General features: G+C 62.5%; 22 protein-coding genes and 1 pseudogene. 13 read left to right on the top strand and 10 right to left on the bottom strand.

Translation table 11 applies throughout. The annotated features are described in order from the left end of the window. The first annotated feature begins 26 nt into the window (after positions 1 to 26). The 8 genes from LU493_RS12930 (at position 27) to LU493_RS12965 (ending at position 9,959) form a co-directional block, all read left to right on the top strand. On the top strand, positions 27 to 1,316 hold the full coding sequence (locus LU493_RS12930; protein WP_275288199.1) for an ABC transporter substrate-binding protein: 1,290 nt from the start codon (positions 27 to 29) through the stop codon (positions 1,314 to 1,316). A gap of 83 nt (positions 1,317 to 1,399) precedes the next feature. Further along, positions 1,400 to 2,335: a carbohydrate ABC transporter permease gene (locus tag LU493_RS12935; protein ID WP_275288200.1), complete on the top strand. Its 936-nt coding sequence runs from the start codon at positions 1,400 to 1,402 to the stop codon at positions 2,333 to 2,335. Beyond that, positions 2,332 to 3,162 (top strand): carbohydrate ABC transporter permease, encoded by an 831-nt coding sequence (locus LU493_RS12940; RefSeq protein ID WP_275288201.1) that lies wholly within the window; start codon positions 2,332 to 2,334, stop codon positions 3,160 to 3,162. The genes LU493_RS12935 and LU493_RS12940 overlap by 4 nt, the downstream gene beginning before the upstream one ends. Before the next feature lie 12 nt (positions 3,163 to 3,174). Continuing rightward, positions 3,175 to 4,782 carry a glycoside hydrolase family 43 protein gene (locus LU493_RS12945; protein WP_275288202.1) on the top strand — a complete coding sequence of 536 codons (1,608 nt, stop codon included), beginning with the start codon at positions 3,175 to 3,177 and terminating at the stop codon, positions 4,780 to 4,782. Positions 4,783 to 4,831: 49 nt separating this feature from the next. Then, the gene (locus LU493_RS12950) at positions 4,832 to 5,869 is read left to right on the top strand and encodes an ABC transporter ATP-binding protein (protein ID WP_275288203.1); all 1,038 of its coding nucleotides are present in this window, start codon (positions 4,832 to 4,834) and stop codon (positions 5,867 to 5,869) included. A gap of 264 nt (positions 5,870 to 6,133) precedes the next feature. Then, a complete protein-coding gene (locus LU493_RS12955) occupies positions 6,134 to 7,477 on the top strand; it encodes a maltoporin (protein ID WP_275288204.1) in 1,344 nt (447 codons plus the stop codon). 75 nt (positions 7,478 to 7,552) lie between these two features. After that, complete coding sequence (locus LU493_RS12960) at positions 7,553 to 8,959, top strand: sugar porter family MFS transporter (protein WP_275288205.1); 1,407 nt, start codon at positions 7,553 to 7,555, stop codon at positions 8,957 to 8,959. Positions 8,960 to 9,065: 106 nt separating this feature from the next. After that, the gene (locus tag LU493_RS12965; protein WP_275288206.1) at positions 9,066 to 9,959 is read left to right on the top strand and encodes an SMP-30/gluconolactonase/LRE family protein; all 894 of its coding nucleotides are present in this window, start codon (positions 9,066 to 9,068) and stop codon (positions 9,957 to 9,959) included. Positions 9,960 to 9,966: 7 nt separating this feature from the next. On the opposite strand, the gene LU493_RS12970 is transcribed toward LU493_RS12965, so the two are convergent. From LU493_RS12970 to LU493_RS13010, 9 genes are all read right to left on the bottom strand, one after another. Next, positions 9,967 to 10,686 (bottom strand): HAD family hydrolase, encoded by a 720-nt coding sequence (locus LU493_RS12970; RefSeq protein WP_275288207.1) that lies wholly within the window; start codon positions 10,684 to 10,686, stop codon positions 9,967 to 9,969. Positions 10,687 to 10,758: 72 nt separating this feature from the next. Continuing rightward, entirely contained in the window at positions 10,759 to 12,066 is a 1,308-nt protein-coding gene (locus tag LU493_RS12975; protein ID WP_275288208.1) for a TRAP transporter large permease, read from the bottom strand. Beyond that, positions 12,063 to 12,665, bottom strand: a complete 603-nt coding sequence (locus tag LU493_RS12980; protein WP_275288209.1) for a TRAP transporter small permease — start codon at positions 12,663 to 12,665, stop codon at positions 12,063 to 12,065. The genes LU493_RS12975 and LU493_RS12980 overlap by 4 nt, the downstream gene beginning before the upstream one ends. A 64-nt stretch (positions 12,666 to 12,729) precedes the next feature. Continuing rightward, complete coding sequence (locus LU493_RS12985) at positions 12,730 to 13,731, bottom strand: TRAP transporter substrate-binding protein (RefSeq protein ID WP_275288210.1); 1,002 nt, start codon at positions 13,729 to 13,731, stop codon at positions 12,730 to 12,732. A gap of 95 nt (positions 13,732 to 13,826) precedes the next feature. Next, the gene (locus LU493_RS12990) at positions 13,827 to 14,807 is read right to left on the bottom strand and encodes a 2-hydroxyacid dehydrogenase (protein WP_275288211.1); all 981 of its coding nucleotides are present in this window, start codon (positions 14,805 to 14,807) and stop codon (positions 13,827 to 13,829) included. Then, positions 14,804 to 15,799 carry a sugar kinase gene (locus LU493_RS12995; protein ID WP_275288212.1) on the bottom strand — a complete coding sequence of 332 codons (996 nt, stop codon included), beginning with the start codon at positions 15,797 to 15,799 and terminating at the stop codon, positions 14,804 to 14,806. The genes LU493_RS12990 and LU493_RS12995 overlap by 4 nt, the downstream gene beginning before the upstream one ends. Next, a complete protein-coding gene (locus LU493_RS13000) occupies positions 15,796 to 16,857 on the bottom strand; it encodes a LacI family DNA-binding transcriptional regulator (RefSeq protein WP_275288213.1) in 1,062 nt (353 codons plus the stop codon). The genes LU493_RS12995 and LU493_RS13000 overlap by 4 nt, the downstream gene beginning before the upstream one ends. A gap of 185 nt (positions 16,858 to 17,042) precedes the next feature. After that, entirely contained in the window at positions 17,043 to 17,717 is a 675-nt protein-coding gene (locus tag LU493_RS13005) for an HAD family hydrolase (RefSeq protein ID WP_275288222.1), read from the bottom strand. A gap of 159 nt (positions 17,718 to 17,876) precedes the next feature. After that, a complete protein-coding gene (locus LU493_RS13010; RefSeq protein WP_275288214.1) occupies positions 17,877 to 18,737 on the bottom strand; it encodes a helix-turn-helix transcriptional regulator in 861 nt (286 codons plus the stop codon). Between the two features lie 111 nt (positions 18,738 to 18,848). Between LU493_RS13010 and LU493_RS13015 the strand changes: the two genes are divergently transcribed. After that, positions 18,849 to 20,045, top strand: a complete 1,197-nt coding sequence (locus tag LU493_RS13015; RefSeq protein ID WP_275288215.1) for an MFS transporter — start codon at positions 18,849 to 18,851, stop codon at positions 20,043 to 20,045. Between the two features lie 84 nt (positions 20,046 to 20,129). Continuing rightward, positions 20,130 to 20,588, top strand: a complete 459-nt coding sequence (locus tag LU493_RS13020) for a GNAT family N-acetyltransferase (protein ID WP_275288216.1) — start codon at positions 20,130 to 20,132, stop codon at positions 20,586 to 20,588. A gap of 117 nt (positions 20,589 to 20,705) precedes the next feature. On the opposite strand, the gene LU493_RS13025 is transcribed toward LU493_RS13020, so the two are convergent. After that, positions 20,706 to 21,278 carry a helix-turn-helix domain-containing protein gene (locus LU493_RS13025; protein WP_275288217.1) on the bottom strand — a complete coding sequence of 191 codons (573 nt, stop codon included), beginning with the start codon at positions 21,276 to 21,278 and terminating at the stop codon, positions 20,706 to 20,708. 175 nt (positions 21,279 to 21,453) lie between these two features. On the opposite strand from LU493_RS13025, the gene LU493_RS13030 reads away from it, so the two are divergent. The 3 genes and pseudogenes from LU493_RS13030 to LU493_RS13040 form a co-directional block, all read left to right on the top strand. Further along, positions 21,454 to 23,217, top strand: a complete 1,764-nt coding sequence (locus LU493_RS13030; RefSeq protein ID WP_275288218.1) for a sodium:solute symporter family protein — start codon at positions 21,454 to 21,456, stop codon at positions 23,215 to 23,217. Next, positions 23,214 to 25,175, top strand: coding sequence for an FAD-dependent oxidoreductase (locus LU493_RS13035; protein WP_275288219.1), 1,962 nt, complete (start codon positions 23,214 to 23,216; stop codon positions 25,173 to 25,175). The genes LU493_RS13030 and LU493_RS13035 overlap by 4 nt, the downstream gene beginning before the upstream one ends. Positions 25,176 to 25,196: 21 nt before the next feature. Next, a pseudogene (locus LU493_RS13040) lies at positions 25,197 to 25,282 on the top strand (electron transfer flavoprotein subunit beta/FixA family protein); the annotation flags it as partial.

Consider the following 25,282-nt stretch of genomic DNA (forward strand, 5'->3'; position numbering starts at 1 on the left):
CCGATAACACAACAAAGGAGAACGTCATGAATGCATTGCGTCAGTTCACAGGAGGACATTCCCGTCGCCGTTGTCTGGTGGCGGCGATCGCCGCTGTTTCGGCACTGGGCTCCATCGCGGCCGCCGCCGATACCACGGTCAAGGTGCTGCGGGTCGAGGTGAGCGATGCCGAGAAGCAGTACTACGACGAAGTCGTGGCCGAGTACGAAGCACAGCACCCGGAGGTCAACGTCGAGTTCGACTATATCGCCAACGAGGCCTACAAGACGCGCCTGCCGACGTTATTACAGTCCGAGCAGCGTCCCGATATCTTCTACAGCTGGGGCGGCGAGGGGCTGCGTGACAAGGTGGAAGCTGGCTTCGTGCGTGATCTGACCGAACCCATGAAGGACGGCTGGAAGGAGCTCTATCCAGAATCGGCGGTGAGCACCTTCACACTGGATGGGCGTATTTACGGCGCGCCTCTCTACGCCACGGTGGTGGGTTTCTGGGCCAATACGGCCCTGACCGGGAAGGCGGGTGTCGACGTTGATGAGATCGAGACCTGGCAGGACCTCGAGTCGGCCGTGGTGGCATTGCGTGAGCAGGGCATCACGCCGGCGGTGGTCGGTGCCAAGGACGGTTGGCCGATGCATTTCTACTGGGGATACTTGGCGACCCGGCTGGCGGGTGGTGACGGTATCCAGGCTGCCAAGGCCGGCGACGATGGTGGTTTTACCAATGAGAGTTTTGTCCGTACCGGCGAAATGCTCCAGGAGTTCACGGAACTCGAACCCTTCCAATCGGGCTTCATGTCGACCACCTACGAGCGTGCCAGTGCCATGTTCGGAGATGGGGAAGCGGCCCTGCACCTGATGGGAGACTGGGACTACATCCCATCGAAGGAACGCTCGATGAGCGGCGAGGGCGTGCCGGATGAGGAGCTGGCGTTCATCCGTTTCCCGGATGTCGAGGGAGGCGTCGGGAATGATCATAGCTTCGGTGGCATGAATGGCTTTGCCGTTACCGAGGGAGCCTCCGACGAAGCGGTCGACTTCCTGCGCTTCCTGCTCAATAAGGAAAATCAGCGCAAGGCGGCGAAGCGCGGCATTTTCGTGCCAGTGGCCAAAGGTTCTGAAGAAGCGCTTGCAACACCTTATGCCCGCAAGGTGGCTGAAATTCTCGCAGACTCGACGTTTCACCAGGTATTTCTCGACCAGGCTCTGGGGACCTCCGTTGGCGCGACCGTCAACAATATCAGTACCGATCTGGCCCAGGGAGTGATCACGCCGGAGGAGGCGGTCGATCGGGTCGCCGAGGCCTGGCAGTTCCGGTAATCGAAGCTTGTTCGCGTGACCGGTGACAAGTCATCGGCACGCTATTCTCCTTCGCTACCCCCGCTTCGGGATGGATGTTCAGCATGACAACGATAAATCCCCCCGCCGTGCGTAAACGGGGCACGGCGGATCGCATCAAGAAGAATGTGGTCAGCGGCAAGCTCTCGGCCGTTCTTATTCTGCTGCCACCGGCGTTGATTCTCTTCTCTCTGTTTGTCATTTTGCCGTTGATTGATGCGGCCTTTTATAGCGGCTTTTCGTGGAACGGCTATGGGTCGCCTTCCGACTTCGTCGGTACCCAGAACTACCAGCGGCTGCTCGATCATTCCGTGTTCCATACGGCGTTGTGGAATACCGCCAAGCTGATAATCGTCTCTCTGGTCATCCAGATGCCGCTCGCTCTGGGCCTGGCGCTGCTGGTATACCGAAAGACACCGACCAATACCTTGTTCCGGCTGGTGTTCTTTCTCCCCTATATCCTGGCCGAAGTGGCGGCTGGCCTGATCTGGAGTTTTGTCTTCGACGGCGACTATGGCATTACCGCGTCCATTCTACAGTCGCTGGATCAGGAGTCTGTCTATGTGCTGGCCGACCGGCAATGGGCCTTCCCGGCAATCATGACGGTCATCGTCTGGAAGTATTTCGGCTTTCACATGATGATCTACATTGCAGCGCTACAGAGCGTACCCGAGGATCTGATCGAGGCGGCCAAGCTGGAAGGGGCCAAGCCACGCCAGATAGCTCGCCATGTGCAGATTCCGATGATCAAGCACGCCCTGGTGGTGAGTGGCTTCTTCGCCATTATCGGTTCGCTGCAGATCTTCGACATCATCATTCCGCTGACCAACGGCGGGCCCTCGAATACAACCCACACCATCGTGACCTATCTCTACACCTTCGGTTTGTCGCGGCTGAATATCGGTTTCGGTAGCGCCGCCGCCGTGGTGTTGTTCGTGCTGGCCATCGGTATCGCCTTCTTCTATCAGCGTACTACCGACAACAAGGAGGGGCAGGCATGAATCGGGCGACGACGACGCGCAATACCCTGCGCGTGATTCTTCTGATCCTGGTGGTCGGCCTGGTTGTCGGCCCATTGCTGGCTTCCTTTTTCGGTGGTTTCAAGACCAACGCCGAGCTGCGAACCAATCCACTCTGGTTGCCGGATAGCTGGAATCCGGAGAATTACATCAGCATCTTGCTCGATGGAAGTTTCTGGCGCTATCTGGGCAACTCTTTCTTCATTTCCTCGATGACGGTGCTGCTGACGCTGGTCGTGGGGGCGGCGGCCGCCTATGTGTTTGCGCAGATTCGCTTTCTCGGCTCGAAAATGATCCTTTCCTACCTGCTGCTGGGGCTGATGTTTCCCTTCGCGGCGGCGATCCTGCCACTGTTCATCAAGGTGCGTGACCTGGGACTGCTCGACAGTTACTGGGCAGTCATCCTGCCGCAGACAGCTTTCGGGTTGTCGTTGGCGATCCTGCTGTTCAAGGCATTCTTCGATCAGCTACCCCGTGAACTGTTCGAGGCGGCCTACGTGGATGGTTGCAGCTACCTGCGCTTTTTCTGGTCTTTCACCCTGCCATTGTCGACGCCGATTCTGGCCACCGTGGGAGTGTTCGTTTTCGTTCAGAGCTGGAACAACTTCCTGCTGCCGTTGGTGGTGCTCAATGATCGTTCTCTCTATACCTGGTCGCTCGGCATGATGCAGTTCCAGGGCGAGTACCTGACCCAGTGGAACATGATTCTGGCTTTCGTGAGCCTGACGATCATGCCGGCCGTGATCTTTTTCCTCGCGGCTCAGAAATACATCGTCGCCGGCCTCACCGGTGGTTCCGTCAAGGGATAAGGGATACCGATAATGAAAGACAAGGTTCGCAATCCGATTCTACCCGGCTTCAACCCGGATCCCTCCATCTGTCGGGTTGGCGGGGATTACTACATCGCCACTTCCACCTTCGAGTGGTATCCGGGCGTACAGATTCATCACTCGCGTGACCTGGCCAACTGGGAATTGGCCAGTCGGCCACTCGAACGAACCAGCCAGCTCGACATGCGTGGCAACCCCGACTCCTGCGGAATCTGGGCGCCGTGCCTGAGCTATGCCGATGGCCTGTTCTGGCTGATCTACACCGACATGAAGCGCTACGAGGGCAACTTCAAGGATGGCCACAATTATCTGGTCACCGCACCCTCCATCGAAGGGCCCTGGAGCGATCCGGTCTATCTGAATTCCAGTGGCTTCGATCCCTCGCTGTTCCACGACGAGGATGGCCGCAAGTGGCTGCTCAACCTGCAGTGGGATTATCGCCAGCGTGAGGGGGGCGACCGCTTCGGCGGCATCCTGCTCCAGGAGTATGACGTCGAGCAGCAACGACTCGTGGGCCCTATCCGCAATATCTTCGCCGGCACCGCGATGAAACTCACCGAGGGGCCGCACCTCTATCGTCGCGATGGCTGGTACCACCTGCTGGTGGCCGAGGGCGGCACCGGCTACGGGCATGCCGTGACCATGGCTCGCTCGAGGGAGGTTGCCGGCCCCTATGAAGTGCACCCCGACAACCCGGTGCTGACTTCGCGCCAGGACTCGGACAATCCGCTGCAGCGGGCCGGCCATGCGGATCTGGTCGACACGCCAAGTGGCGAGACCTGGATGGTGCACCTGTGTGGACGGCCACTGCCCGGCACGCGTCGCTCGCCGAGGGGGCGCGAGACGTCTCTCCAGAAGGTCGAGTGGGGCGCCGATGGCTGGCTGCGACTGGCTCACGGCGGCAATACGCCGGTTCTGGAGGTGCCGATGCCCGGGGTCGAGCAGCTGGCACCGGCCGCCGAGGAGGTCCATGACTTTACATCCGGCGCCTTGCCCGGGGCTTTTCAGTGGTTACGCACGCCTCAGCCCGAGCGGCTGTTTTCGTTGAGCGAACGTCCCGGTTACCTGCGCTTGTTCGGGCGCGAGTCGGTGGGTTCCTGGTTCGAGCAGGCCCTGGTGGCGCGCCGCCAGGACAGCATTCCCTGCAGCGCCGAAACCACGCTGGAGTTCGAGCCGGAGGACCTGCAACAGTTCGCTGGCCTGATCGCCTACTACAACCGTTTCAAGTTCCATTACCTGGCGGTGACCCGAGGGGATGACGGCGACAAGGTGCTCAGCGTGATGAGCTGCCGTGATGCATGGCCGAGCGGAACCCTGGAGATCGTCGATACCGATGACGTGGCGCTCGACCCTGTGCTACCGGTGCGCCTGGGTCTCGACATCCGCGAGGGTGAGCTGCAGTTCCGATACGCCCAGGGCGACGCTGCCTGGCAGCTGGTCGGCCCGGTGCTCGATGCCAGCCTGCTCTCCGACGAGGGAAGCGGCCGTGCCCATGGCTATTTCACCGGCAACTTCCTGGGCATGGCGACCCATGACATCAGCGGCCGCGGTATTCCGGCGGATTTCTCTGGATTTCGCTACTGCCGTGAAAACCGCTGAATGGCACGCACCGGATAATCACAAATCGACGCAAAGACGAGACGCTCCCATGGCTGAAGTATCACTGGTCGAAATCGAAAAGACCTTTCGTGGCAAGACCACGGTAATTTCCAACCTCGACCTGGAGATCGAGGATGGCTCTTTCACCGTGCTGGTGGGGCCATCCGGCTGCGGCAAGTCGACCTTGTTGCGCATGGTCGCCGGGCTGGAAACCGTGACGCGTGGTGCGATCAGCATCGGTGGGCATGACGTGACCACTGCCGAACCCAGTGATCGTGATATCGCCATGGTTTTCCAGTCCTATGCGCTATATCCACACATGACGGTGGCCCGCAATATCGATTTCGGAATGCGCCTGGCCAAGGTCCCCGCACAAGAACGCCAGGCAAAGGTCAACGAAGCGGCCAAGCTTCTCAACCTGGAAGACCTGCTCGAACGCAAGCCGGCAGAACTGTCGGGTGGACAGCGGCAGCGTGTGGCCATTGGCCGCGCCATCGTACGCAATCCCGGCGTGTTCCTGTTCGATGAACCGCTCTCCAACCTCGATGCGGCCCTGCGTAACCGTATGCGTGTCGAGCTTGCCGAGCTGCACCAACGCCTCGACGCCACCATGGTGTATGTCACCCATGATCAGATCGAAGCCATGACCCTGGCTGATCGCATCGTCGTCCTCAATGCGGGGAAAATCGAGCAGGTCGGGGCACCAATGGAACTCTACCAGTGTCCCGAGACCTTGTTCGTTGCCGGCTTCATCGGCTCGCCGAAGATGAACCTGATCACAGGTGGTGTTGCCAAGGCTTATGGAGCAACGACTCTGGGCATTCGTCCGGAGCATATCGAGGTCGGCCATGATCGCGGTGAGTGGCGGGGCCGTGTCCGAGTGGTCGAGAAGCTCGGTTCCGACGCCTTTGCCTATGTCGATAGCGAAGAGGTCGGCGCCTTGACGGTGCGCTTGCCTGGCGATGTCGATACACGCAGTGGCGACATTCTCGAGCTGACGCCTCGCCACGAGCTGCTGCATCCTTTCGATCAGCAGGGGATGCGACTGCCTGACGATGTCGTCGAAAACGCCAGGGCCATTGCCTGACTCCTGAACATAGGGCGAGCCGTGATGATGACCGAGAGGTGGCTAGGCTCGGTTGTCGATCCGGAACCGGGCCATGGTAGGCCGGCTACCGACCGTTGTCGCTGCCATTGCTCCGGCCGGGTACTGGCGTCCTGATACTTCGAATCCATTCACCATGCGATAGAAGGAGCTCGTCTATAAGCGAACAATAATTCGGAAACTTAGTTTAGAAAAATTACTAATTATTCAAACAAGTACAAATGACGATTTTTTCAGGAGGAAGTGATGGGAAGCTATCATCACGCTAGCCGTTATTTCATGCGCGCTTTATTGTTCGGTACGGGATGTGCCGCTTCGACACTGACGATGGCGGAAGGCCTGGCATCCAATGTGGACTTTACCGGCTATGCTCGGTCAGGTGTCGGAAACATGGTCGGTGGTGGCGATCAGGCCTGCTTCAAGGCCAATGGGGCCTCGGCCAAGTATCGTCTCGGTAACGAGTGCGATACTTACGCTGAATTAGGGCTTGGAGCCACGCTTTACGAGAAAGAAGACAAGAAATTCTACTTCCAGAGCATGATCGGTTATTCAACGGATCAGCTGAATGACTATGAAGGAAGTGAAAGCGACGAGACCAAGGTGTCGGTGCGTCAGATGAACGTTCAGGCCGACAACATCATTGAAGCCTTGCCAGGCGCCACGCTATGGGCCGGCAAGCGGTTCTATCGGCGCCATGACATCCACATCAATGACTTCTTCTACTGGGATGTGTCCGGTCCCGGTGCTGGTATTGAAAATATCGATGTTGGTACCGGCAAGCTGAGCCTGGCCTGGCTACGTGCCACGAACGAGGCTGACACGGCGTATCCCGATGCAAACAACCGTATCTCCAACGATACCCTGGATATCCGTTGGTCGGATATCCCGACCAATCCCGATGGGTCCCTGGTCCTGGGTTACGACTATGGCCGCGCTCAGCTTACCGAAGAGCAGGAAGATTATTACGACGGAAGCCAAGCCGACAAAGGGCATATGTTCACCGTCCAGCATACCCAGAAAAACTGGTTTGGCGGAACCAATAAGCTGGCACTCCAATACGCCACTGACGGCATCATCAATGCCGGTGATACCAAGGGGCGCATGGCGGGAAGCACGACGCATCGAGATGCGCCGGGTGGCGATATGTGGCGTGTCATCAATCACGGCAATGTGTGGCTGTCGCCGGACAAGCTGGATCTGATGTATGCCGCCGTCTATGAAGATCAGAGCTTTGATGACGACTCTGGACGTACCTGGATTTCCGCCGGTATTCGCCCTACCTACTACTGGACGGAAAACATGAGTACCGCCCTGGAGCTCGGTCATGACTACATCGACCCCGAGGCCGATGACGGGATCGGTAGCCGGAGCCTCACCAAGTTCACACTGGCCCAGCAATGGGCGGCGGGTGTAGGCGGTTATGCGCGACCGGTCATTCGAGTCTTTGCTACCTATGCCAACTGGGATGGCGATCCCCTTCAGGAAGAGGGAGGCAGCGCTGCAATTTCGGCCGGCGATGCCGGTGGCGCGATTGACATCGATGACAACGATGGCCTGACCGTCGGCGTACAGATGGATGTCTGGTGGTGATGGTCCCGTGACCTGCTTGCTGTTGCTTCGATATTGGTGCCCGGGCTCGGGCGCCCTTTTTTCTGGAGATTGAACATGACGGATCGCAAACCGCTCAGTCGCTCTGCTTATATACTCATTATATGCTGTATTGCTGCCATCGGTGGCTTTCTCTTCGGCTTCGATAGTGGCGTCATCAACGGCACGGTCGATGGTCTCCAGTCCTCTTTCAATTCCGACAGTGTCGGTACCGGTTTCAACGTGGCATCCATGTTGCTGGGCTGTGCCGTCGGTGCCTTCTTTGCCGGTCGCCTGGCGGACCGCTTTGGCCGCCGTACGGTATTGATCGTTTCGGCGATTTTCTTCCTGGTGAGTGCCTGGGGGTCGGGAATCGCCGGTGATTCGATGGAATTCGTGGTTTATCGCGTCCTCGGTGGCATGGCAGTGGGGGCCGCCAGCGTGATGACGCCGGCCTATATCAGTGAAGTGGCGCCCTCGAGGTATCGCGGTCGCCTGGCTACCATCCAGCAGGTGGCCATCATCGGCGGCTTGTTCATGGCCTTTCTGAGCAACTACGTGCTGGCCTATGTCTCGAGTTCGGCGGTCGCCGAGCTGTGGTTCGGCTTTGCCACCTGGCGCTGGATGTTCTGGATCGAACTGCTGCCCGCGGCGGTATTCCTGGTGGCGCTGTTGTTCATCCCCGAGAGCCCGCGATACTTGATCAGCAGTGGTCGACAGTCGGAAGCTCGCCGGGTGCTGGGCTTGGTGATGCCGGAGCAAGAGGTTGGCGACAAGCTCGATGAGATCCACACCACCCTGGATCGTGATCACAAGCCGCGGTTGAGCGATGTGGTCAACCGCGCGACCGGCAAGGTGCATGGCATTGTCTGGGTCGGTATCGGTCTGGCGGTGTTCCAGCAGCTGGTAGGCATCAATGTGGTGTTCTATTACGGCGCAGTGCTGTGGCAATCGGTAGGTTTCTCGGAGGGCGATGCTCTGCTGATCAACGTGATCTCCGGGGCCGTGAGCATCGGCGCCTGCCTGCTGGCAATCGCTTTGATCGACAAGATCGGCCGCAAACCCCTGCTGTGGGTCGGCTCGGTGGGAATGGCCATTACCCTGGCCTGTCTAGTCTTCGCCTTCTCTACGGCAACCCTGGTCGACGGGAATCTGCAGCTCAGCGACGACATGGGCGTGTTTGCCCTGCTGGCCGCCAATATCTACGTATTCAGCTTCAACGTCTCCTGGGGACCGGTGATGTGGGTGATGCTGGGCGAGATGTTCCCCAATCAGATGCGTGGTTCGGGACTCGCCATCGCCGGGCTGTTCCAGTGGCTGGCCAACTTCGGCATCACCATGACCTTCCCGATCATGCTGGCATCCATCGGCCTGGCGGGTGCCTATGGCTTCTATGCCTTGTGTGCCGTGCTGTCGGCCTTCTTTGTGCTGCGCTGGGTCCAGGAAACGCGAGGCAAGGAGCTCGAGGAAATGGCGTATGAGTGAAGCGGTCAACGGGAAGCTGGCCGACCGCTCTGGCGTCGCCACTGTCGGTGACGTGGCGTGTCAGGGCCCGCCCAAGTTTAACGACCGAGGAAGGGGCAGGTAATCCATGATGACGGATACACGAGTGCAGGTGGCGGTCGAGCTCGACATGAGCCTGGGCGAGAGCCCGTTATGGTCGGTGGCGCGGCAGACGCTCCACTGGGTGGATATCAATCATGGCGTGATCCATGCCTGGCAGCCGGATTGGCACGCAGCGCCCTCGTGCATTGAGCTGGATGAAAAGGTCGGCTGCATTGCGTTGTGCGAGGAGGGACTGCTCGCCGCCACGGCCTCGGGCATCATCAGGCTGCGATTGCCGTTCGACGGCCGGACCGAGCGCCTGGCGGACAACCCCGAGTGGCACGACGAGAAGGGGAATCGCTTCAACGATGGCCGCTGCGACGCGGCCGGGCGTTTCTGGGCGGGTACGATTGCCGCCGACGAGGTTACGCCTTCCGCGGCTCTCTATTGCTTCGAGGGGAGAGAACTGGTGCAGCGGTGGTCTGGCCTCGGCATTGCCAATGGACTGGCCTTCAGCCCCGACCGACGCTGGCTTTATCACACGGACTCGTTGACCCGACGGATCCTGCGTTATCCCTTTGATGTGGAGAGTGGCCGCACCGGCGAGCCTCGGGTCTGGGCGGATCTGGATGCCCTGGGCTTGCCGGGGGTGCCAGATGGTGCCGCCGTGGATAGCGAGGGCTGCTATTGGAGCGCTCTTTATGGGGGAGGGCGTATCGTGCGTTTCTCTCCTGAGGGAAGGCTGGAGGCGAGCTTCGAGCTACCTTGCCCGCACCCCACCATGGTGGCCTTCGGAGGCCCCGATCTGCGGACGCTTTACATCACCACCGCCACTCAACACCTGAACGACGAGGAGCGAAAGCGTTGGCCTGCTGCCGGTAGCCTGCTTCGTATGCCGGCACAGGTAGCGGGACTGGCGGAGCCGGTCGCGACTTCTTGACGCCGGCTCAGAATGCCTGCCGAGCACTCGCCAGCCGCGCGATGACCTCGGGCAATTCGCTGGCGTGGTGGAGCGCGATGGCGCCCTCGGGCGTGGTTTCCTCGTCGGGGAAGTGGTTGAGGTGAATGACCTGCATGCCGGCGGCTAGCCCGGCTTCCACGCCTACCGCGGCATCGTCGATCACCACGCAGCGTTCGGGTGGATACCCCATGGCCTTGGCCGCCTTGAGGTAGAGGCCGGGGTCGGGTTTCCAGACTCCCAGGGTATAGGCGCTGAACAGGTGCTCGCCGAAGTGATGTGCCAGACCGGTGCTGGCCATGGCGCAGCGGATCTTGCTGTCGGGCCCGTTGGAGACGACGGCCCTGGGGTAGTCGGCCAGGGCGTCGAGGGCCTCGGGGATGCCGTCGATGGCGATGAGTTCCTCGCTCATGCGTGCCTGCATGCGGGTGCGCATGCAGGCCTCCAGGCGTGCGAGGCTGTCCTCGCTGAGGCGGCCGTAGCGACGCTGCTGGGTGGCGACGATATCGTGGAAGCGAACGCCCCGGAAGGCCTCCATGTACTGGCGGGCGGTGAAGGGGAGCCCATGCTCGGGCAGGACGTCGCCCATGACCTCGGCCAGCAGGATCTCGCTGTCGACCAGGGTACCGTCGGAGTCGAACAGCAGGCAGAGGGGAGCCGAAGAGGAGGGAGCCGAAGCCGGCAGGGCGGAAGGCGAGGACGCGGACATGAAAGCCTCGTGGGTCGGTCGTGGATGGAGCGCCGCCGCCTAGTCTACCCGGCCGGGCGGCGCGATGCAGGCTCACACGAAATCGGGGGCGATCAGTCGGGGCAGCATCAGGATCAGGTCCGGATAGAGAATCAGCAGCAGAATCACGCCGAGCATGACGGCCAGGTACAGCAGCGTGGTGCCGAGCGCCTGGAGCAGCGGAATCCCGCCGATCTTCGCCGAGATCATCAGGCAGAGCCCATAGGGGGGCGTGATCAGCCCCAGGCCCAGTGCCATGACGCCGATGACGCCGAATTGCACCGGATGGACCCCGGCCTGCATGGCCAGGGGCTGGAAGATGGGTGCCATGATGGCCATGGCCGGCAGGGAGTCCATAAAGGTGCCGATGACCAGCATGACGACGGTCATGATCAGCAGGAGCATCACGGGATCGCTGATATCGACGCCGGCCATCAGCTTGGGCGGGATCTGATAGAAGCTGATCAAATACCCGAAGATCGCCGCGCCAACCAGGCTGAACAGCGACAGGGAGCAGAGGCGTACGGTGTCGGTGGAGGCATCGAGTATCTTGGAGGGACTGAGCTCCCGATAGACGAGGGTGCCCAGTGCCAGGGCATAGAGGACGGCGATCACGGCCGCCTCGGTGGGGGTGACCAGCCCCAGGGTGATGCCACCGATGATGACCACCGGGATGCCGGCGGCCAGCAGGCCATCCTTGCTCGAGTGCGCCAGTTCGGCCAGCGAGGCGCGACGCCGGACCGGCACCTGGTAGCGCCGCACATAGCCGACGTTGAGGGCCAACTGAGCCACGCCGATCATCACACCGGGCAGGATGCCGCCGAGAAACAGGCCGGCAATGGAGGTGTTGGTCAGGGCCCCCCAGACGATCATGTTGATGGAGGGGGGGATGATGATGCCCATGACCGACGAGGCGGCGGTCACGGCCACCGAGAAATGGCTCGGGTACCCCTCGCGCTGCATGGCCGGTATCAGCACGGTACCGACCCCGGCGCTGTCGGCCGTCGAAGAACCGGAGACGCCGGCGAACAGCATGCTGACCATCACGTTGACGTGCGCCAGGGCGCCCTTGAAGTGGCCCACCAGGCGCATGCACAGGGTAATCAGTCGGTCGGTGATACGGGCGGCGTTCATCAGGTTGCCGGCCAGCAGGAACAAGGGCACGGCAAGCAGCACGAACGAGTCCATACCGTTGTACATGCGCTGGAACATGACCCAGTAGGTCAGGCGAGGGTCGAGCAGGATCATGCTCGCGGCGGTCAGCACCAGGGCCATGGCGATCGGTACCCCGGCGATGATCAGCACACCGAGCAGGCCGAACAGCAGCCAGGGCAGGATGAAGACGGCGTCCATGGGCATCATGGCGTTCTCCCGTCGGACGAGGTGAGAGAGGGGTCCAGTTCGCTGCCGTGTTCGCCGTGCGCGTCGAGGGCCTCCTCCACGGCGTCGGGCGTGTCGAGGTCGGCTTCCATGCGGGACATGCCGTCGAGCAGGGCGTGCAGCAGCCGCTGAGCGCTGAACAGGATGATGAGCAGGCCGCTGACGCTGAAGGCCGAATAGACGTAGATCATCGACAGTCCCGACGCGGTGGCCTCGCGTCGCAGGCCGGACAGGGCGAAGTCCTTGCCGTGGACGACGAAGAGCAGGCCGACGGCCAGACAGGCAAGATCGCGGATCCAGCGTGTCACCAGGCTGGCTCGCGAGCCGCGGGGGAATGCCTCGAGGACGAAGTGGTCGGCATGTAGCACGCCGATGGCGGTGCCCAGCATGATCATCCATTGAAAGGCGAAACGGCTGAATTCCTCGGTCCAGTACAGGCGGGGCATCAGGGGCAGGTTGCGGCTGACGATCTGGTAGACGATCAGGGCGATGAAGCCGAACAGCAGGGCCAGCAAGAGCCAGTGAAGGCAGCGCTCCAGCCCGCGATTGAGGTGAGTCAGGCCTTGCAACAGGCGTCTCATGGTGGCGTCCTCCCGAAGGCGAGATCCGGAGGCCGGGGCGCCACGCGCCCCGGCCGGCAAGGGGTCACTGAACGTCGGCGATCTTCTGGCGCAGTTCGGTCAGCCCCATCTCCTCGACGACCTCGGCGAGCGGTTCGCGGACGATCTCCTGCATGCGTTGCCGGTCCAGCTCATGCAGGGTGGCGCCTTCCTCGACGAGCAGGTCCAGGGCCTCGGCATCCTGTTCAAGCTGGATCTGGCGTGCATAGCTCGCGGCCTCGCGGGCGGCTTCCATCACGGACTGCTGCTGGCTCTCGTCGAGGCGGTCCCAAGACATCTGCGACATGGTCAGCAGCCGTACGGTGATATCGTGTTCGGAAAGGCCGATGTGCGGGGCGACTTCATGGAACCGCATGCGGTGGATCCACTCGGCCTCGTTGAGCAGCCCGTCGATGGCGCCGAGCTGCAGGCCCGTGTAGATCTCCTTCCAGGCCATGACCGTGGGTTCGGTACCCAGTGCCGACCAGGCGGCGATCAAGGGCTCGGTCGGGTTGGTGCGCAGTTTCATGCCTTCCAGGTCGTCGAGGCTCTCGAGCGGGCGGCTGCTGACGATCTGCCGCTTGCCGCCGCCGAAGAAGGCCAGCACCTTGACGCCGGTCTCGTCCGTGATGCGATCGGCGATCTCGCGGCCCACGTCGCCATCGAGCACGGCCTGCCAATGGTCCTGGTCGCGATACAGGAAGGGGATGGAGAAGACATTGGCGGTGGACGAGAAGTCGGTGATCAAGCCGGGGTTGATGATCGACAGGTCCAGTGCGCCGGCCATCTGCTGCTCGAACATTTCGGTTTCATGGCCGAGCACCGAGTTGCCCATGATCTGGACGCCGATATCGCCGTCGCTCTTGTCCTCGACCAGCTCCTGGAAGCGGGTCGCACCGAGGTGGTAGGCGGTGTCCTCGGTGCCGCCGTGGCCGAAGCGCAACTCGACTGCCTGGGCGAGGCCCGCCGTGCCGAGTGTGGCGAGCAGGGTGGCGCCGGTGATGAGGTGCTTGATCAAGTGCCTTGCTTGTGTGCGTGTCGTGAGCATGTCGCTACCTCTTGATTGTTATGGGGTATCGCCGGGGCGAAGTGGGATGGGTGCGGCCCTGGTGCCCGGCTCGGCCAGGGCGTCGTCGGTCGAGGTCATGAGACCTTCAAGCCGCTTGCATTGACCGGACTGGGCGGCCGCTCACCGTTCAGGGCGGCGAGGATATTGGCGACCGCGCGGTCGGCCATGGCGGTGCGCGTCTCGTGGGTCGCCGAGCCGATGTGGGGCAGGGCCACGACGTTGGCCATGTGAGGCAGTGGCGAGTCCGTCGGCAGCGGTTCCTGCTCGAAGACATCGAGGCCGGCGGCGTGCGGTGTGCCCGTGCGGAGCGCCTCGATCAGTGCCGTTTCATCGACCACCTTGCCGCGGGCGACGTTGACGAAGATCGCCGAGGGTTTCATCAGCGCGAACTCGCGGGCGCCGAACAGGTGCTGTGTGTCGGCGTTGAGGGGCACGGTGACGCAGACGATGTCGGCCTCGGCGAGCAGCTCATCGAGGTCGCGGCGCCGGGCGCCGAGTTCGGTCTCGAGCTCGGGCTTGGGCGAAGCGTTGGAGTAGAGAATGGGCATGCCGAAGCCCAGGGCGCCGCGTCGCGCGATGGCGGCGCCGATGCGGCCGAAGCCGACCATGCCGAGTGTCTTGCCGTGCACGTCGGTGCCAAACCATTCCTTGCCGATGCTCTCGCGCCACTCGCCGCGCTGGACCATCCCGGCCAGCTCCACGGCCCGGCGCGCCGTGGCCATGATCAGCAGAAAGCCGGTGTCGGCGGTGGTCTCGGTCAGCACGTCGGGGGTATTGCACAGCAGGATGCCGCGCCGGGTCAGTTCGTCCACCGGGTAGTTGTCATAGCCTACCGAGATGCTGGCGATGGCCTCGAGGTGCGGCGCCCGGTCGAGCAGCGCCGGGGTGATCGGCAGGCTGGCGCCGACCAGGCCGTGCGCCTTGCCCAGGGCGTCGAGGAAGGCGGGATCCTCGGTGCCTTCGACCTCCGGCAGGTAGTCGACATGGAAGTCGCGCTCCAGCCGTTCGAGCTGACCCTCGTCGAGGGAGCGGTATACCAGGATGCGCTTGGTCATGGGGAATTCCTCCGGGCGGTGTCGTCGAGGGCGGCTTCGAGACGTGCGAGACGGTCGCGATGGGGCAGGCCTTCCATGTCGCCGGAGACCTGTACGGCCTCGGCACCGATCAGGCAGCCGCGCTGCAGGGCTCGGTACGGCGAGCCGCCATCCAGCAGGGCGCTGATCACGCCGACCGCGAAGCCGTCGCCGGCGCCGACGGTATCGACCACCTCGGCCACCGGGACACCGGGCACGCTGAAGGCCTGCTCCTCGCCGCCGAGGCGGCCGCGATAGTAGCCGCCTTCCGGGCCGAGCTTGAGGAAGACCGCCTCGGCGCCCCGGTCAAGATAGAAACCGGCGATGTCGTGGGGCGTTTCCTGGCCCGTCAGCAACTGGCCCTCGGCGAGCCCCGGCATGACCCAGTTGGTGTGGGCGGCCAGGTCGTTGAGGGTCTCGCGCATCGCGCGTTCGCTGGACCAGAGGCTGGGGCGCAGATTGGGATCGAAGGACAGGCTGGCGCCATGTCGGCGTGCCTCGCCGAGCAGGTGCCGGGAGAGCTCGCGGCAGCTCGTCGAGAGCGCCGGCGGGATGCCGGTGGCGTGCAGGTGTTGCAAGGCCGAGAAGTCGACATCGTCGGCATCGGCCGGAGAAAGCTGGCTGGCAGCGCTGCCCAGTCGACGATATTCGACGCGCGGATCGGCGCCATCCTGCGCGCGTTCCTTGAAGACCAGGCCGGTGGCGTGGTTGGTGTCGGTGAACAGATGGCGGCAGTCAAGCCCCTCGTGCTCGAGGGTGGCTCGCAGATAACGACCGAAGCTGTCGTCGCCGACGCGGCTCAGCCAGCCGACATGAAAGCCCAGGCGGGCCAGACCGATGGCGACGTTGGTGTCGGCGCCGGCGATGCGTCGCCGAAATCGCTCCACCTCGGCCAGGTCACCGGTCGTCTCGGCCACGAAGAGGGTCATGGCCTCGCCGAAGGAGAGAAGCGCTGGGGAGGGTGCTGTGGTCATGGTCGTGTCTCGTCGGGAGTGGTATCGAGGTCTTCGGTGCCGGAGCGGCAGGTCGAGGCTCGAGGAATCAGGGTCGGTGTGAAGCGCTCGTGGCGTGGCTCGGGCGTGGCCCGTTCGGCCTGACGGGCGCGCAGTCGATCGACGGCCGCCTGGCCGATGGCGTCGGTCGGCTGGGCCAGTGTGGTGATGCCTGGGGTGACCAGCTGGCACCAGTCGAGCTCGTCGATTCCCATCAGGCCGGTGTCGCCGAGCGGTATCCGGCGAGCCTGGAGAGCACGGGTCACCGCCAGGGTGACCTGGCCGTTGCCGCACAAAATGGCGGCGGGATGCCCGTCCGAGGTATCGAGGAAGGCGCTCAACCCATGATCGAGGCCGGCCGTGTCGCCGAGCTCGAGACTCAGGACCTCGCCCTCGAGTCCGTGCGATGCGTGGTTCGCCTCGAAGCGTGCCATCCGCGCCTGGCGTGAACTGGCCCTGGCCGGGGGTTCGGTGACGAACAATACCCGGCGGTAGCCCTGCTCGGTCAGGTGGTCGAGGGCCATGTCGATGGCCCGGTCGTTGTCGAGCCCGACCTCGTCGGCATCGATGCCTTCCAGGGAGCGGTCGAGCAGCACCAGGGGCAGGCCGTCGCCGGCGAGTTCGGCGAGGGCATCGCCGTGGCGGCCGGCGGCGTTCACGATCAGCCCCTCGATCCGGTAGGACGTCAGCAGCGACAGGTTTCGGTGCTCCAGCGTCGGGTCGTTGTCGGTGTTGCAGACCATCAATGACAGCCCCTGTCGCCGACAGGCCTGCTCGACACCGTGCATCACTGCCACCGAAAAGGGATTGCGGATATCGGCGACCAGCATGCCGACCAGGCCCGAAGGGCCGCCCTTGAGGCCTCGGGCCATAGGGTTGGGCTGGTAGCCGAGGCGCTCGGCGGCCTGGACGATCCGCTGCTGCATGCTGGCGGAGAGACGCTCGCGCTCACCGCTGTAGTAGCGGGAGACGCTGGTCTTCGAGACGCCGGCGTCGCGGGCGACTTCCAGAATGGTGGCGGGGCGAGACGTCACGGGCATGGCGCTTCCGTATCGAATGGGAACGTTCCCATCGTAGGCAGCACGCTTCGTGAACCGCAAGGTTATCGGGTCTAGACAAAGGTCGAAAGACGAACCAACCCGCTGATCGAGGAGGAAATATGGTGCCTCCAGCGAGCTGGCGTGGTGCGATGCGGGCTATCTTCGGTGGTCTGGTCCCGGGCCGGTCAGTTCGCCATGGCCTGCGACTGGGTCAGGCGTGAGATGACGGTGGGCAACTGGAACATGCTGGTGATGGCGATGGCACCCTCGGGCGTTTCCTCGGCGTCGGGGAAACGATTGAGGTGGACTACCGTCATGCCGGCGGCCAGTGCCGCCTTCACGCCGACGATGGAGTCGTCGATGGCCACGCAATCCGCCGCGGCGAAGCCCATCAGGCTGGCGGCGTGGAGGTAGAGGCAGGGGTCGGGCTTCCAGCATTGGGCATCGTAGGCGCTGAACAGGTGGTCGCCGAAGAGCAGATCCAGCCCGGTGGCTTTCAGGGAGGTGCGGATCTTGTTCTCCGGCCCGTTGGAGACCACGCCCATGGGAATGCCCGAAAGTGCCGCCAGGGCTTCGGTGGCGCCGTCGATCGATGTGAGGTCGGTGGCCAGGCGTCGGTTGAGGTTGGCACGCATTTCCCGTTCGAGCGGCTCCAGGCGGTGCGCGTCCACGGCGCCGTGGCGACGCTCTAGCTCGGCGACGATGTGTCGGAAGCGTGCGCCGCGAAACTCGCCGATGTAGTCGCTGGCCTCAAAGGGCAGGCCCACGGCATTGAGGCTGGTCGCCATCTCGTCGGCCAGCAGCGGTTCGCTGTCGACCAGGGTGCCATCGCAATCGAAGAGCAGGCAGAGAGGGCGCATTGTCACCGAGCCTCGTTGGGGATGTTGGAAAGCGAACACGTTGTCCTCTTGGGGTCAGCTTGTGCTCACTGTTAATTAAAGACCATGTGGCGCACTTTGTGAACAGTGTTTTTCAACTGTTCATCATCGCTGCACCGAGTGTCGCCGATTCGCGAAATATCAATTCTCCTCCATGGCCGGCGATGCTTCCAGCCACGCATCGAACATCTCGTGCCTGGGGTGCGACGCGCAGGCCGCGTAGTAGACCAGGCGCAGATGGCGATCCTCATCCAGGGTGAGGGTCATGTGTTCGAAATCGAGCGTGCCGATGTCCGGGATGAACAGTGAACGTCGGCCGAGACAAGGGCCGTGGATATCCTGCTGTCGCCACCATGTCTTGAAGTCCGGTGCGACGCCTTCCAGTTCCTGGACCAGTTGCTCGATCTCGCTGTCCTCGGGGGCACTGGCGTAGTCCTGACGAAAGCTGGACACCAGGCGTGGGGCTTGCTGCTCCCAGGCATCGAAGAGTCGGCGAGTGGCGTCGTCGACGAACAGCATCCATAGCAAGTTGCGTCGTTCCGGCGGTTGTGCCGAGAAGGCGAAGACACGATCGGCGGCAGCGTTCCAGGCCAGTACATCCCACCGAAGATTGAGCACATAGGCGGGACGGTGCGACAGATCGTCGAGCAGCCGTTGGGCCAGGTCGGGCATGGTGCACCAGGTCCGCTTGCTCTCGGTCGGTGGACGCCGGTGAACGAGTAGATAGAGGTGGCGGCGCTCGGCGGCATCCAGTCGCAATACTCGGGCGAGGCGGTCCAGAAAACCCGTGGAAACGCCGATGTCTCGCCCTTGTTCCAGCCAGGTGTACCAGGTTACCCCGACGCCGGCCAACGCGGCGACTTCTTCCCGTCTCAGGCCTGGAGTGCGACGGCGGTTGCCGCGAGGCAGCCCCAGTGTTTCCGGCGACAGGCGTTCCCGGCGACTCTTCAGGAAGTCCGACAGTTCGGGGCGGGTGCGTGCCAAGCTGCGTGATGCGCCCATTCGGGTACTCGAAGTAATAGAATAATTGGTTAAATTGTAACCCTATAAACAAGCTCGGACCATAGCTCCTCCCATGAGGCCAAGGGCCTCGGAACCAAGGAGGAGTGACACATGCTGCACCGAGAACTATCGACGGCCGTGCTGGTTGCCGTCGGCGCCTTTGCCCAGGGGATGGCGTCCTACGCCACGGCGGGCTTGCTTCCCATGATCGCGACCGAATTATCGGTTTCCGTGTCGTTGGCGGCCCAACTGGTGACGGCCTTCACCCTGGCCTACGGGCTGGGGTCGCCGCTCCTGGTGGCGGTCCTGCCGGCCCATCGGCAACGCGCCGGGCTGCTGGGCGCGTTGGCGGTATTCGTGATCGCCAATGTCGCCAGTGCGCTGGCGGGAGGAATCGTTACCCTGGTCGCGTTGCGGGCCGTGGCCGGCGTTGGCGCCGGTGTCTATCTGGCCCTGGGCATTGCGGCGTCGGCGAGTCTGGTTGGAGAACAGCGGCGGGGGCAGGCCATCGCCATCGTCATGGGGGGCATGGCCAGTGGGACCGTGCTGGGGGTGCCGGTGAGCCTGCTGTTGGCGGAGCGCCTGGGCTGGCAGGCCGCTTTCTGGCTGATCGCCATGCTCGGTGGGCTGACCCTGCTTGGTATGTTGTGGCGCCTGCCGCCGCTGCCCGAGACACCGGCAATCTCCATGCGAAGCAAGCTGGCGGTCATGGCGGAGAGGCGTGTCGTCGCCATATTGAGCGTTTCGCTGCTCGCCGCCATCGCGAGTCTGGGGATGTACACCTTCATTGCCCCCTTCGTCGCGGCCTATGCCGAGGGGGGAACGACCTCGATCACTCCCTATCTCTGGGTCTGGGGCATCGGAGGGGTAGCCGGCAGCTTCCTGGTCGGTACCGTCGTGGATCGAATGAGGGGGCCCAGGGTCACGCTTGGCATCATGCTGCTGCTGACGTTGTCGCTGCTCCTGCTGCCGTTGCTGGCGCCGTATCGGCTGGCGCTGACGATGCTGCCGCTTGTCGTCTGGGGCGCCGTCGGCTGGGCGCTTCAAGTGCCGCAGAACGATGAGCTGTTCAAGGCGCGACGCACGGCCGGCGACGGCCACCTGGCGATCGCGTTGAACGAGTCGGCCCTGTACCTGGGCAGTGCCATCGGCTCGGCCGCCGGTGGGTTGATGCTCGCCATGCAGTGGCCGGTCTGGGGGCTGGCCGCCGGGGCCGCGGTCGTCGCGGCACTCGGGGCGGTGTTGCAAGGCGTACTGGTGATTCAGGAAGGACGGCGTGGCGGGGAGATCGACACGCCCATCGCCTGATCCGGCCCCGCGACTTGCCTGCGTGGCAAGTGCTTGGCACTGTCGGATTTTTCAGGTTCTCCGCAGATTCGAATGGAATCCGATATGTCGACGTTCTCCCGTGTTGCCCCGGATGCGGTGCCCATGGCGTTGTTGCTGCTGGCGGATCCGTCCGAGGATCACATTGGCACTTACCTCGAGGGAGCCCTGTGCTATCTGGCCAAGGATGATGGGCAGGCGGTCGGAGCCTGTGTCCTCAGCATCAATCGCACGGGAGTGCTGGAGCTGTTCAACATCGCCGTGGCGACCGAGGTACAGGCAAAGGGCATTGGCACGGCGCTACTCGAACATGTCATTGCCGATGCTCGGGCGCAGGGCTATGAGCGCATCGAACTCGGAACCGGCACCTTCGGTCATCAATTGGCCTTCTACCAGCGTGTCGGTTTCCGGGTCGAGGCGGTGGTCAGGGGGCACTTTCTCGATCACTACGACGAACCGATCCATGAGCAGGGAATTCAGCACAAGGACATGCTGCGTCTGGGATTGACGCTGTTTCCGGGATGATCCGATCCACTTGACGTCAACCCAACGGCGCTTTGTCGCGGCCAAACGACGAGCCGATACAGGCGGCATGCCTAATGGGGCTGTCGACCCATGAAAATCGGTTCGAGATTCATCCGTTTAGAATGACGCTGGTGTCACAAACCAGATAACCGTGGTCTCGTCGTCACTCAGATTCCGGTGTGCATGTGGCTCGCTGCTGGTGAACGACAGGCAGTCCCCTCCATTCAGGATATAGCGCTCGTCGGCGACCTCGATTTCCAGGGTGCCCTTGAGTACCAGGACGGCTTCGTGCCCCTTGTGCGAATAAGGCTCGCTCCTGGTGCCAGGCGGATAGGTTGAATAGATCACTTCCAGGTTGTTGTTGCTGCGGGGGGTCAGGAGTTGATCGACGATACCGTCCTGATACTCAATCTCGATACGCTGCTCTTTTCTGACAAGGCGCTCATGGTGAGGATGGGCTTCGTCGTGTGCCTCACCTTTGGGGTCCGAGAACAACCACTGCATGGTGACGCCGAGCGCCTGAGCGACTTCTACCAGCGAGGCGACCGAGGGTTGACTGATGCCGCGCTCGATCTGGCTCAGGTAGCCATGGGAGAGGCCGGTACGCTGGGAAAGTTGCATCAGGGTTAGGCCCTTGAGCTTGCGCAGGCTACGAATCCTGGACCCCTGAAGCCGAGTGTTGCTCACCATGCCGCTTCCTGCCTTGTTGGGGAAATTCCCTTAGTGTTGCACACCGCGCTTCCAGATGTCGCCAATAGAGAAATAATACTAAAGTTTTATCTATATATGTGAAATTTTATAGCTATATTTTCACACCGAGGGATATCTGTCCCTTCAGGCTAGACATCATGACAAGGACAAGCCGATGAATATCTACTTCTGGGGGCTGCTGGTCAGCCTCGCTCTCTATCTATTGGTCGGCAACTACGCCGGTCGCAAGGTCCAGGGGTTGGACGACTACTTCGTTGCCGGGCGGCGTGCGCCGACCTTGCTGATCGTGGGGACCTTGATCGCGAGCTTTTTGAGTACCAACGCTTTTCTCGCCGAGACGGGCTTTGCCTACGATGGCTATGCCTTTCTGATGCTTGCTCTTGTCGGCGTCAATACTAGTGGGTACGTGATCGGAGCGGTGTTCTTCGGGCGTTTCGTTCGTCGTAGCCGGGCCCTGACCATTCCCGAGTTCTTCGCGAGGCGCTTCGATTCCCGTGCCATGCAGATACTCGCTGGCATCACCACCGTGATCGGTCTGACTGCCTACTTGCTGGCCGTCACTCAAGGCGGCTCGATCCTGATCGCCGACGTGGCGGGTATCCCCACGGGCGTAGCACTGCTGCTGATGTGGCTTGGTTATATGGTGTTCACACTCTATTCCGGCTCTCGCGGCGTCGTACTGACGGACACCATCATGTTCTTGCTATTCACCCTGGTCTCTATCCTCGCGCTGCCCTACCTGTTCGGTGAAGGCGGAAGTTGGCAGTCGACTCTGGATGCGCTCGCCACTTACGAAGTCAAGCCAGGAATCGTTGCCTGGCATGGCCTGAGTGGAGAGGGAGCCTATTGGGACTCAGGGCGAGAGGCACTGACCTGGGCGTTAATACTGGGCGTGTCCTGGTCACTGGTGCTGGCGGTCAGCCCATGGCAGACCAGCCGTTATCTGATGGCCAAAAGCGAGCAGGTGGTCGTGCGCTCGGCCTGCATTTCTGGACTGGTGCTTGCTGCCCTGTATGTGGTGCTGATGTTCGGCGGTGCGGCCATCAACCTGGCCAACCCGGACATCACACCTTCCGAGCGGGTCATGGTGTGGGCTGGAATGAACATGATGCCTACCTTGCTTGGTACTCTGTTGATCTCGGGAATCATGGCTGCGGCCCTGTCGTCCTGCTCGACCTTTCTATCGCTGATCGGCTTCAGCGTGTCCAACGACATTCTCAGCGCTTCCCGTCACGACGAGACCAGATCTCTTCGCACCAGCCGGATCATCATGTTCGTGGCGGCCACCATCAGCTTGCTGCTGGCCTATTTCCAGCCGCCGGCGGTGATGTGGATCACCTACTTCGCGGGGACGCTGTTCGCTTCGTCCTGGGGCCCGGTGGCCTTCCTGAGTATCTGGAGCCGACGGGTCACCGCGCCCGCGGCTTTCGTCGGCATGTTGGTCGGCTTCGTCGTCAACATTGGCGCCAAGCTGCTGGACCAGGCCGGGATGGTGTCACTGCCTGTCTATCTGGATCCCTTCATCCTTGGCTTTGTCATTAACCTGGTGTGTCTGGTGGGGATTTCCCGTGCTACTCGGCCCCGGGCAGCCGCCCTGCGTTTCTTCGACGAGCTGCATCAAACCCCGGAGCATGAGCTCGACCCTGTCGAGGTGAAAAAGACCCTGGCCTGGCCCTTGGTGGTCATGGTTGCCGGCCTCGCTATCGCTGGGTTGCTGGTCGCCTTCTATGCGATGCCCTATGCCGAGGCGCTGGAGCGAGATTTTTCACTATTCAGTGGCGAGAGCCTGCTGTCGATCGGCTACGGCCTCTCGGTCTTCTGTGTGGGGCTGCTGGCCTTCTGGCAGGTGCAGCGCGTCTACGGCCGTCCGTCCCGTCGTCGGATAGCATCTCAACAAGCCACGGAGGCTCGTCAATGAGTGCCCCTGAGCTCTTTTCCAACCTTTTCTCGCCGTTTCGCATCGGACGATGCACGATTCCCAACCGGATCGTCTTCACCGGACACGATACCTGCCTGCCTGAGGATGGCACGGTCAACGATGCCCTGGTGGCCTATCTCGAGAAGCGCGCGCGCCATGGCACTGGGCTGATCGTGTTGCAGGTTTCCGGGGTGCATGACAGTGCGCGCTATACGTCACACTTGCTGATGGCCAATGATGATGCCTGCATCCCCGGCTATCGGCGACTGGCCGAGGCATGTGGCCGGCACGGCAGCGTTCTGTTCGCACAGTTGTTCCATCCCGGCCGCGAAATCATGGAATCGGCGGACGGTCTAAAACCGGTCGCCTACTCTGCCTCCGGTGTACCTCAGGAGAGATTCCACGTGATGCCGCGAGGCCTGTCACGCGGCAGGATCCAGGAAATCGTCGAGAGCTTCGCTGCCGCCGCCCGGCGCATGCATGAGGCCGGGATTCAGGGTGTGGAGATCCTTGCAAGCCACGGCTACTTGCCGGCGCAGTTTCTCAACCCCCTGGTCAACCAGCGGGACGATGAGTACGGCGGCAGCTTCGCCAACCGAGTGCGTTTCCTGGAAGACGTCATCGCTGCTATTCGGCACGAGGTTGGCGATGGCCTGGCGGTGGGGCTGAGAATCTCCTGCGACGAGCGAGACGAGCAGGGGATCGGGGAAGACGTCGCCATTGCTACTCTGCGGCACCTCGAGGCACGTCTCGACTATGCCAGCATCGTGGCAGGAACGTCGGCCACGCTTGGTGGCTCGGTGCATATCGTGCCGCCGATGACTTATGAAAGCGCCTATCTACGTGACGAGGCGCGATCCTTACGGGCCGGCCTGTCCCTGCCGCTGATCCTCACCGGCCGCATTAACCAGCCTCACGAGGCCGAGGAGGCGATTCGCTCCGGGGCAGCGGACCTGTGCGGCATGACTCGGGCACTGATCTGTGATCCGGCGATGCCGACCAAGGCCCTGCATAACGACGCTGATGGCATTCGTGCCTGCATCGGTTGCAACCAGGCTTGCATCGGACACTTCCATCGCGGTCTGCCGATCTCCTGCATCCAGTATCCGGAATCGGGTCGTGAGTTGAGCTACGACGCGCTCGGTGGCGCCGAAACTTCGCGGCGGGTGGCCGTGATCGGTGGAGGGCCGGCAGGCATGAAGGCTGCCGTGGTGGCTGCCGCCCGGGGGCATGACGTCACCCTTTTCGAGGCCGAGCGGCGCCTTGGCGGACAGGCCAACCAGGCCCAACTGCTGCCGGGGCGAAGCGAGTTCGGCGGGCTGGTCACCAACCTGGTCGAGGAGCTCAAACGCACCGACGTCGAGGTGTCGACCCAACGCCGAGTGACCCCGGAAGTCCTGGTCGAGGAAGGCTTCGAGCGGGTGCTGGTGGCTACCGGGGCACGGCCTTATACCCCGCCCCTCGAGCGTCTGGGCGAGTTGCCGGTGAGCCAGGCTGTCGAGCTGCTCGGAGGTGCGTCGCTGCCCGGGGGGCATGTGGTGGTCTACGACACTCAGGGCGACTGGGTCGGGCTAGGGATAGCCGAGCTACTGGCCCGGGAAGGCGCTCGGGTGACCCTGGCGATCAACGGCCTGCATCCCGGCGAGGCGTTGCAGAGTTATGTGCGTGACTCCACCGTGGCTCGGCTTCACGACCTGGGCATCCGAATGATGACCTATGCCCGGGCATTCGGCATCGACGACGACAGCATCTACCTCTATCACACCGCTGGGGGCGAGCCGATGGTGATCGAGGACGTCGATCACCTGGTGCTGTCCTGTGGCGGCATGCCAAACGTCTCGCCCGAGGACGAGGACCGCTGGGCGGCGCTGCCGGTTAGCTTTCTCGGCGATTGCCTGGCCCCTCGTACTGCCGAGGAAGCGGTCTATGATGGTCTGAAAGCCGCCATGGCCATTTGAACTCAAGGGAGTAAACGCACGATGAAGATTCTCGTCGCGGTCAAACGCGTCATCGACTACAACGTCAAGATCCGGGTCAAGCCGGACCACAGCGACGTCGACCTGAC

Origin of the sequence: Halomonas elongata, assembly GCF_029081005.1 — a bacterium.
Taxonomy (GTDB): Bacteria; Pseudomonadota; Gammaproteobacteria; order Pseudomonadales; family Halomonadaceae; genus Halomonas; species Halomonas elongata_B.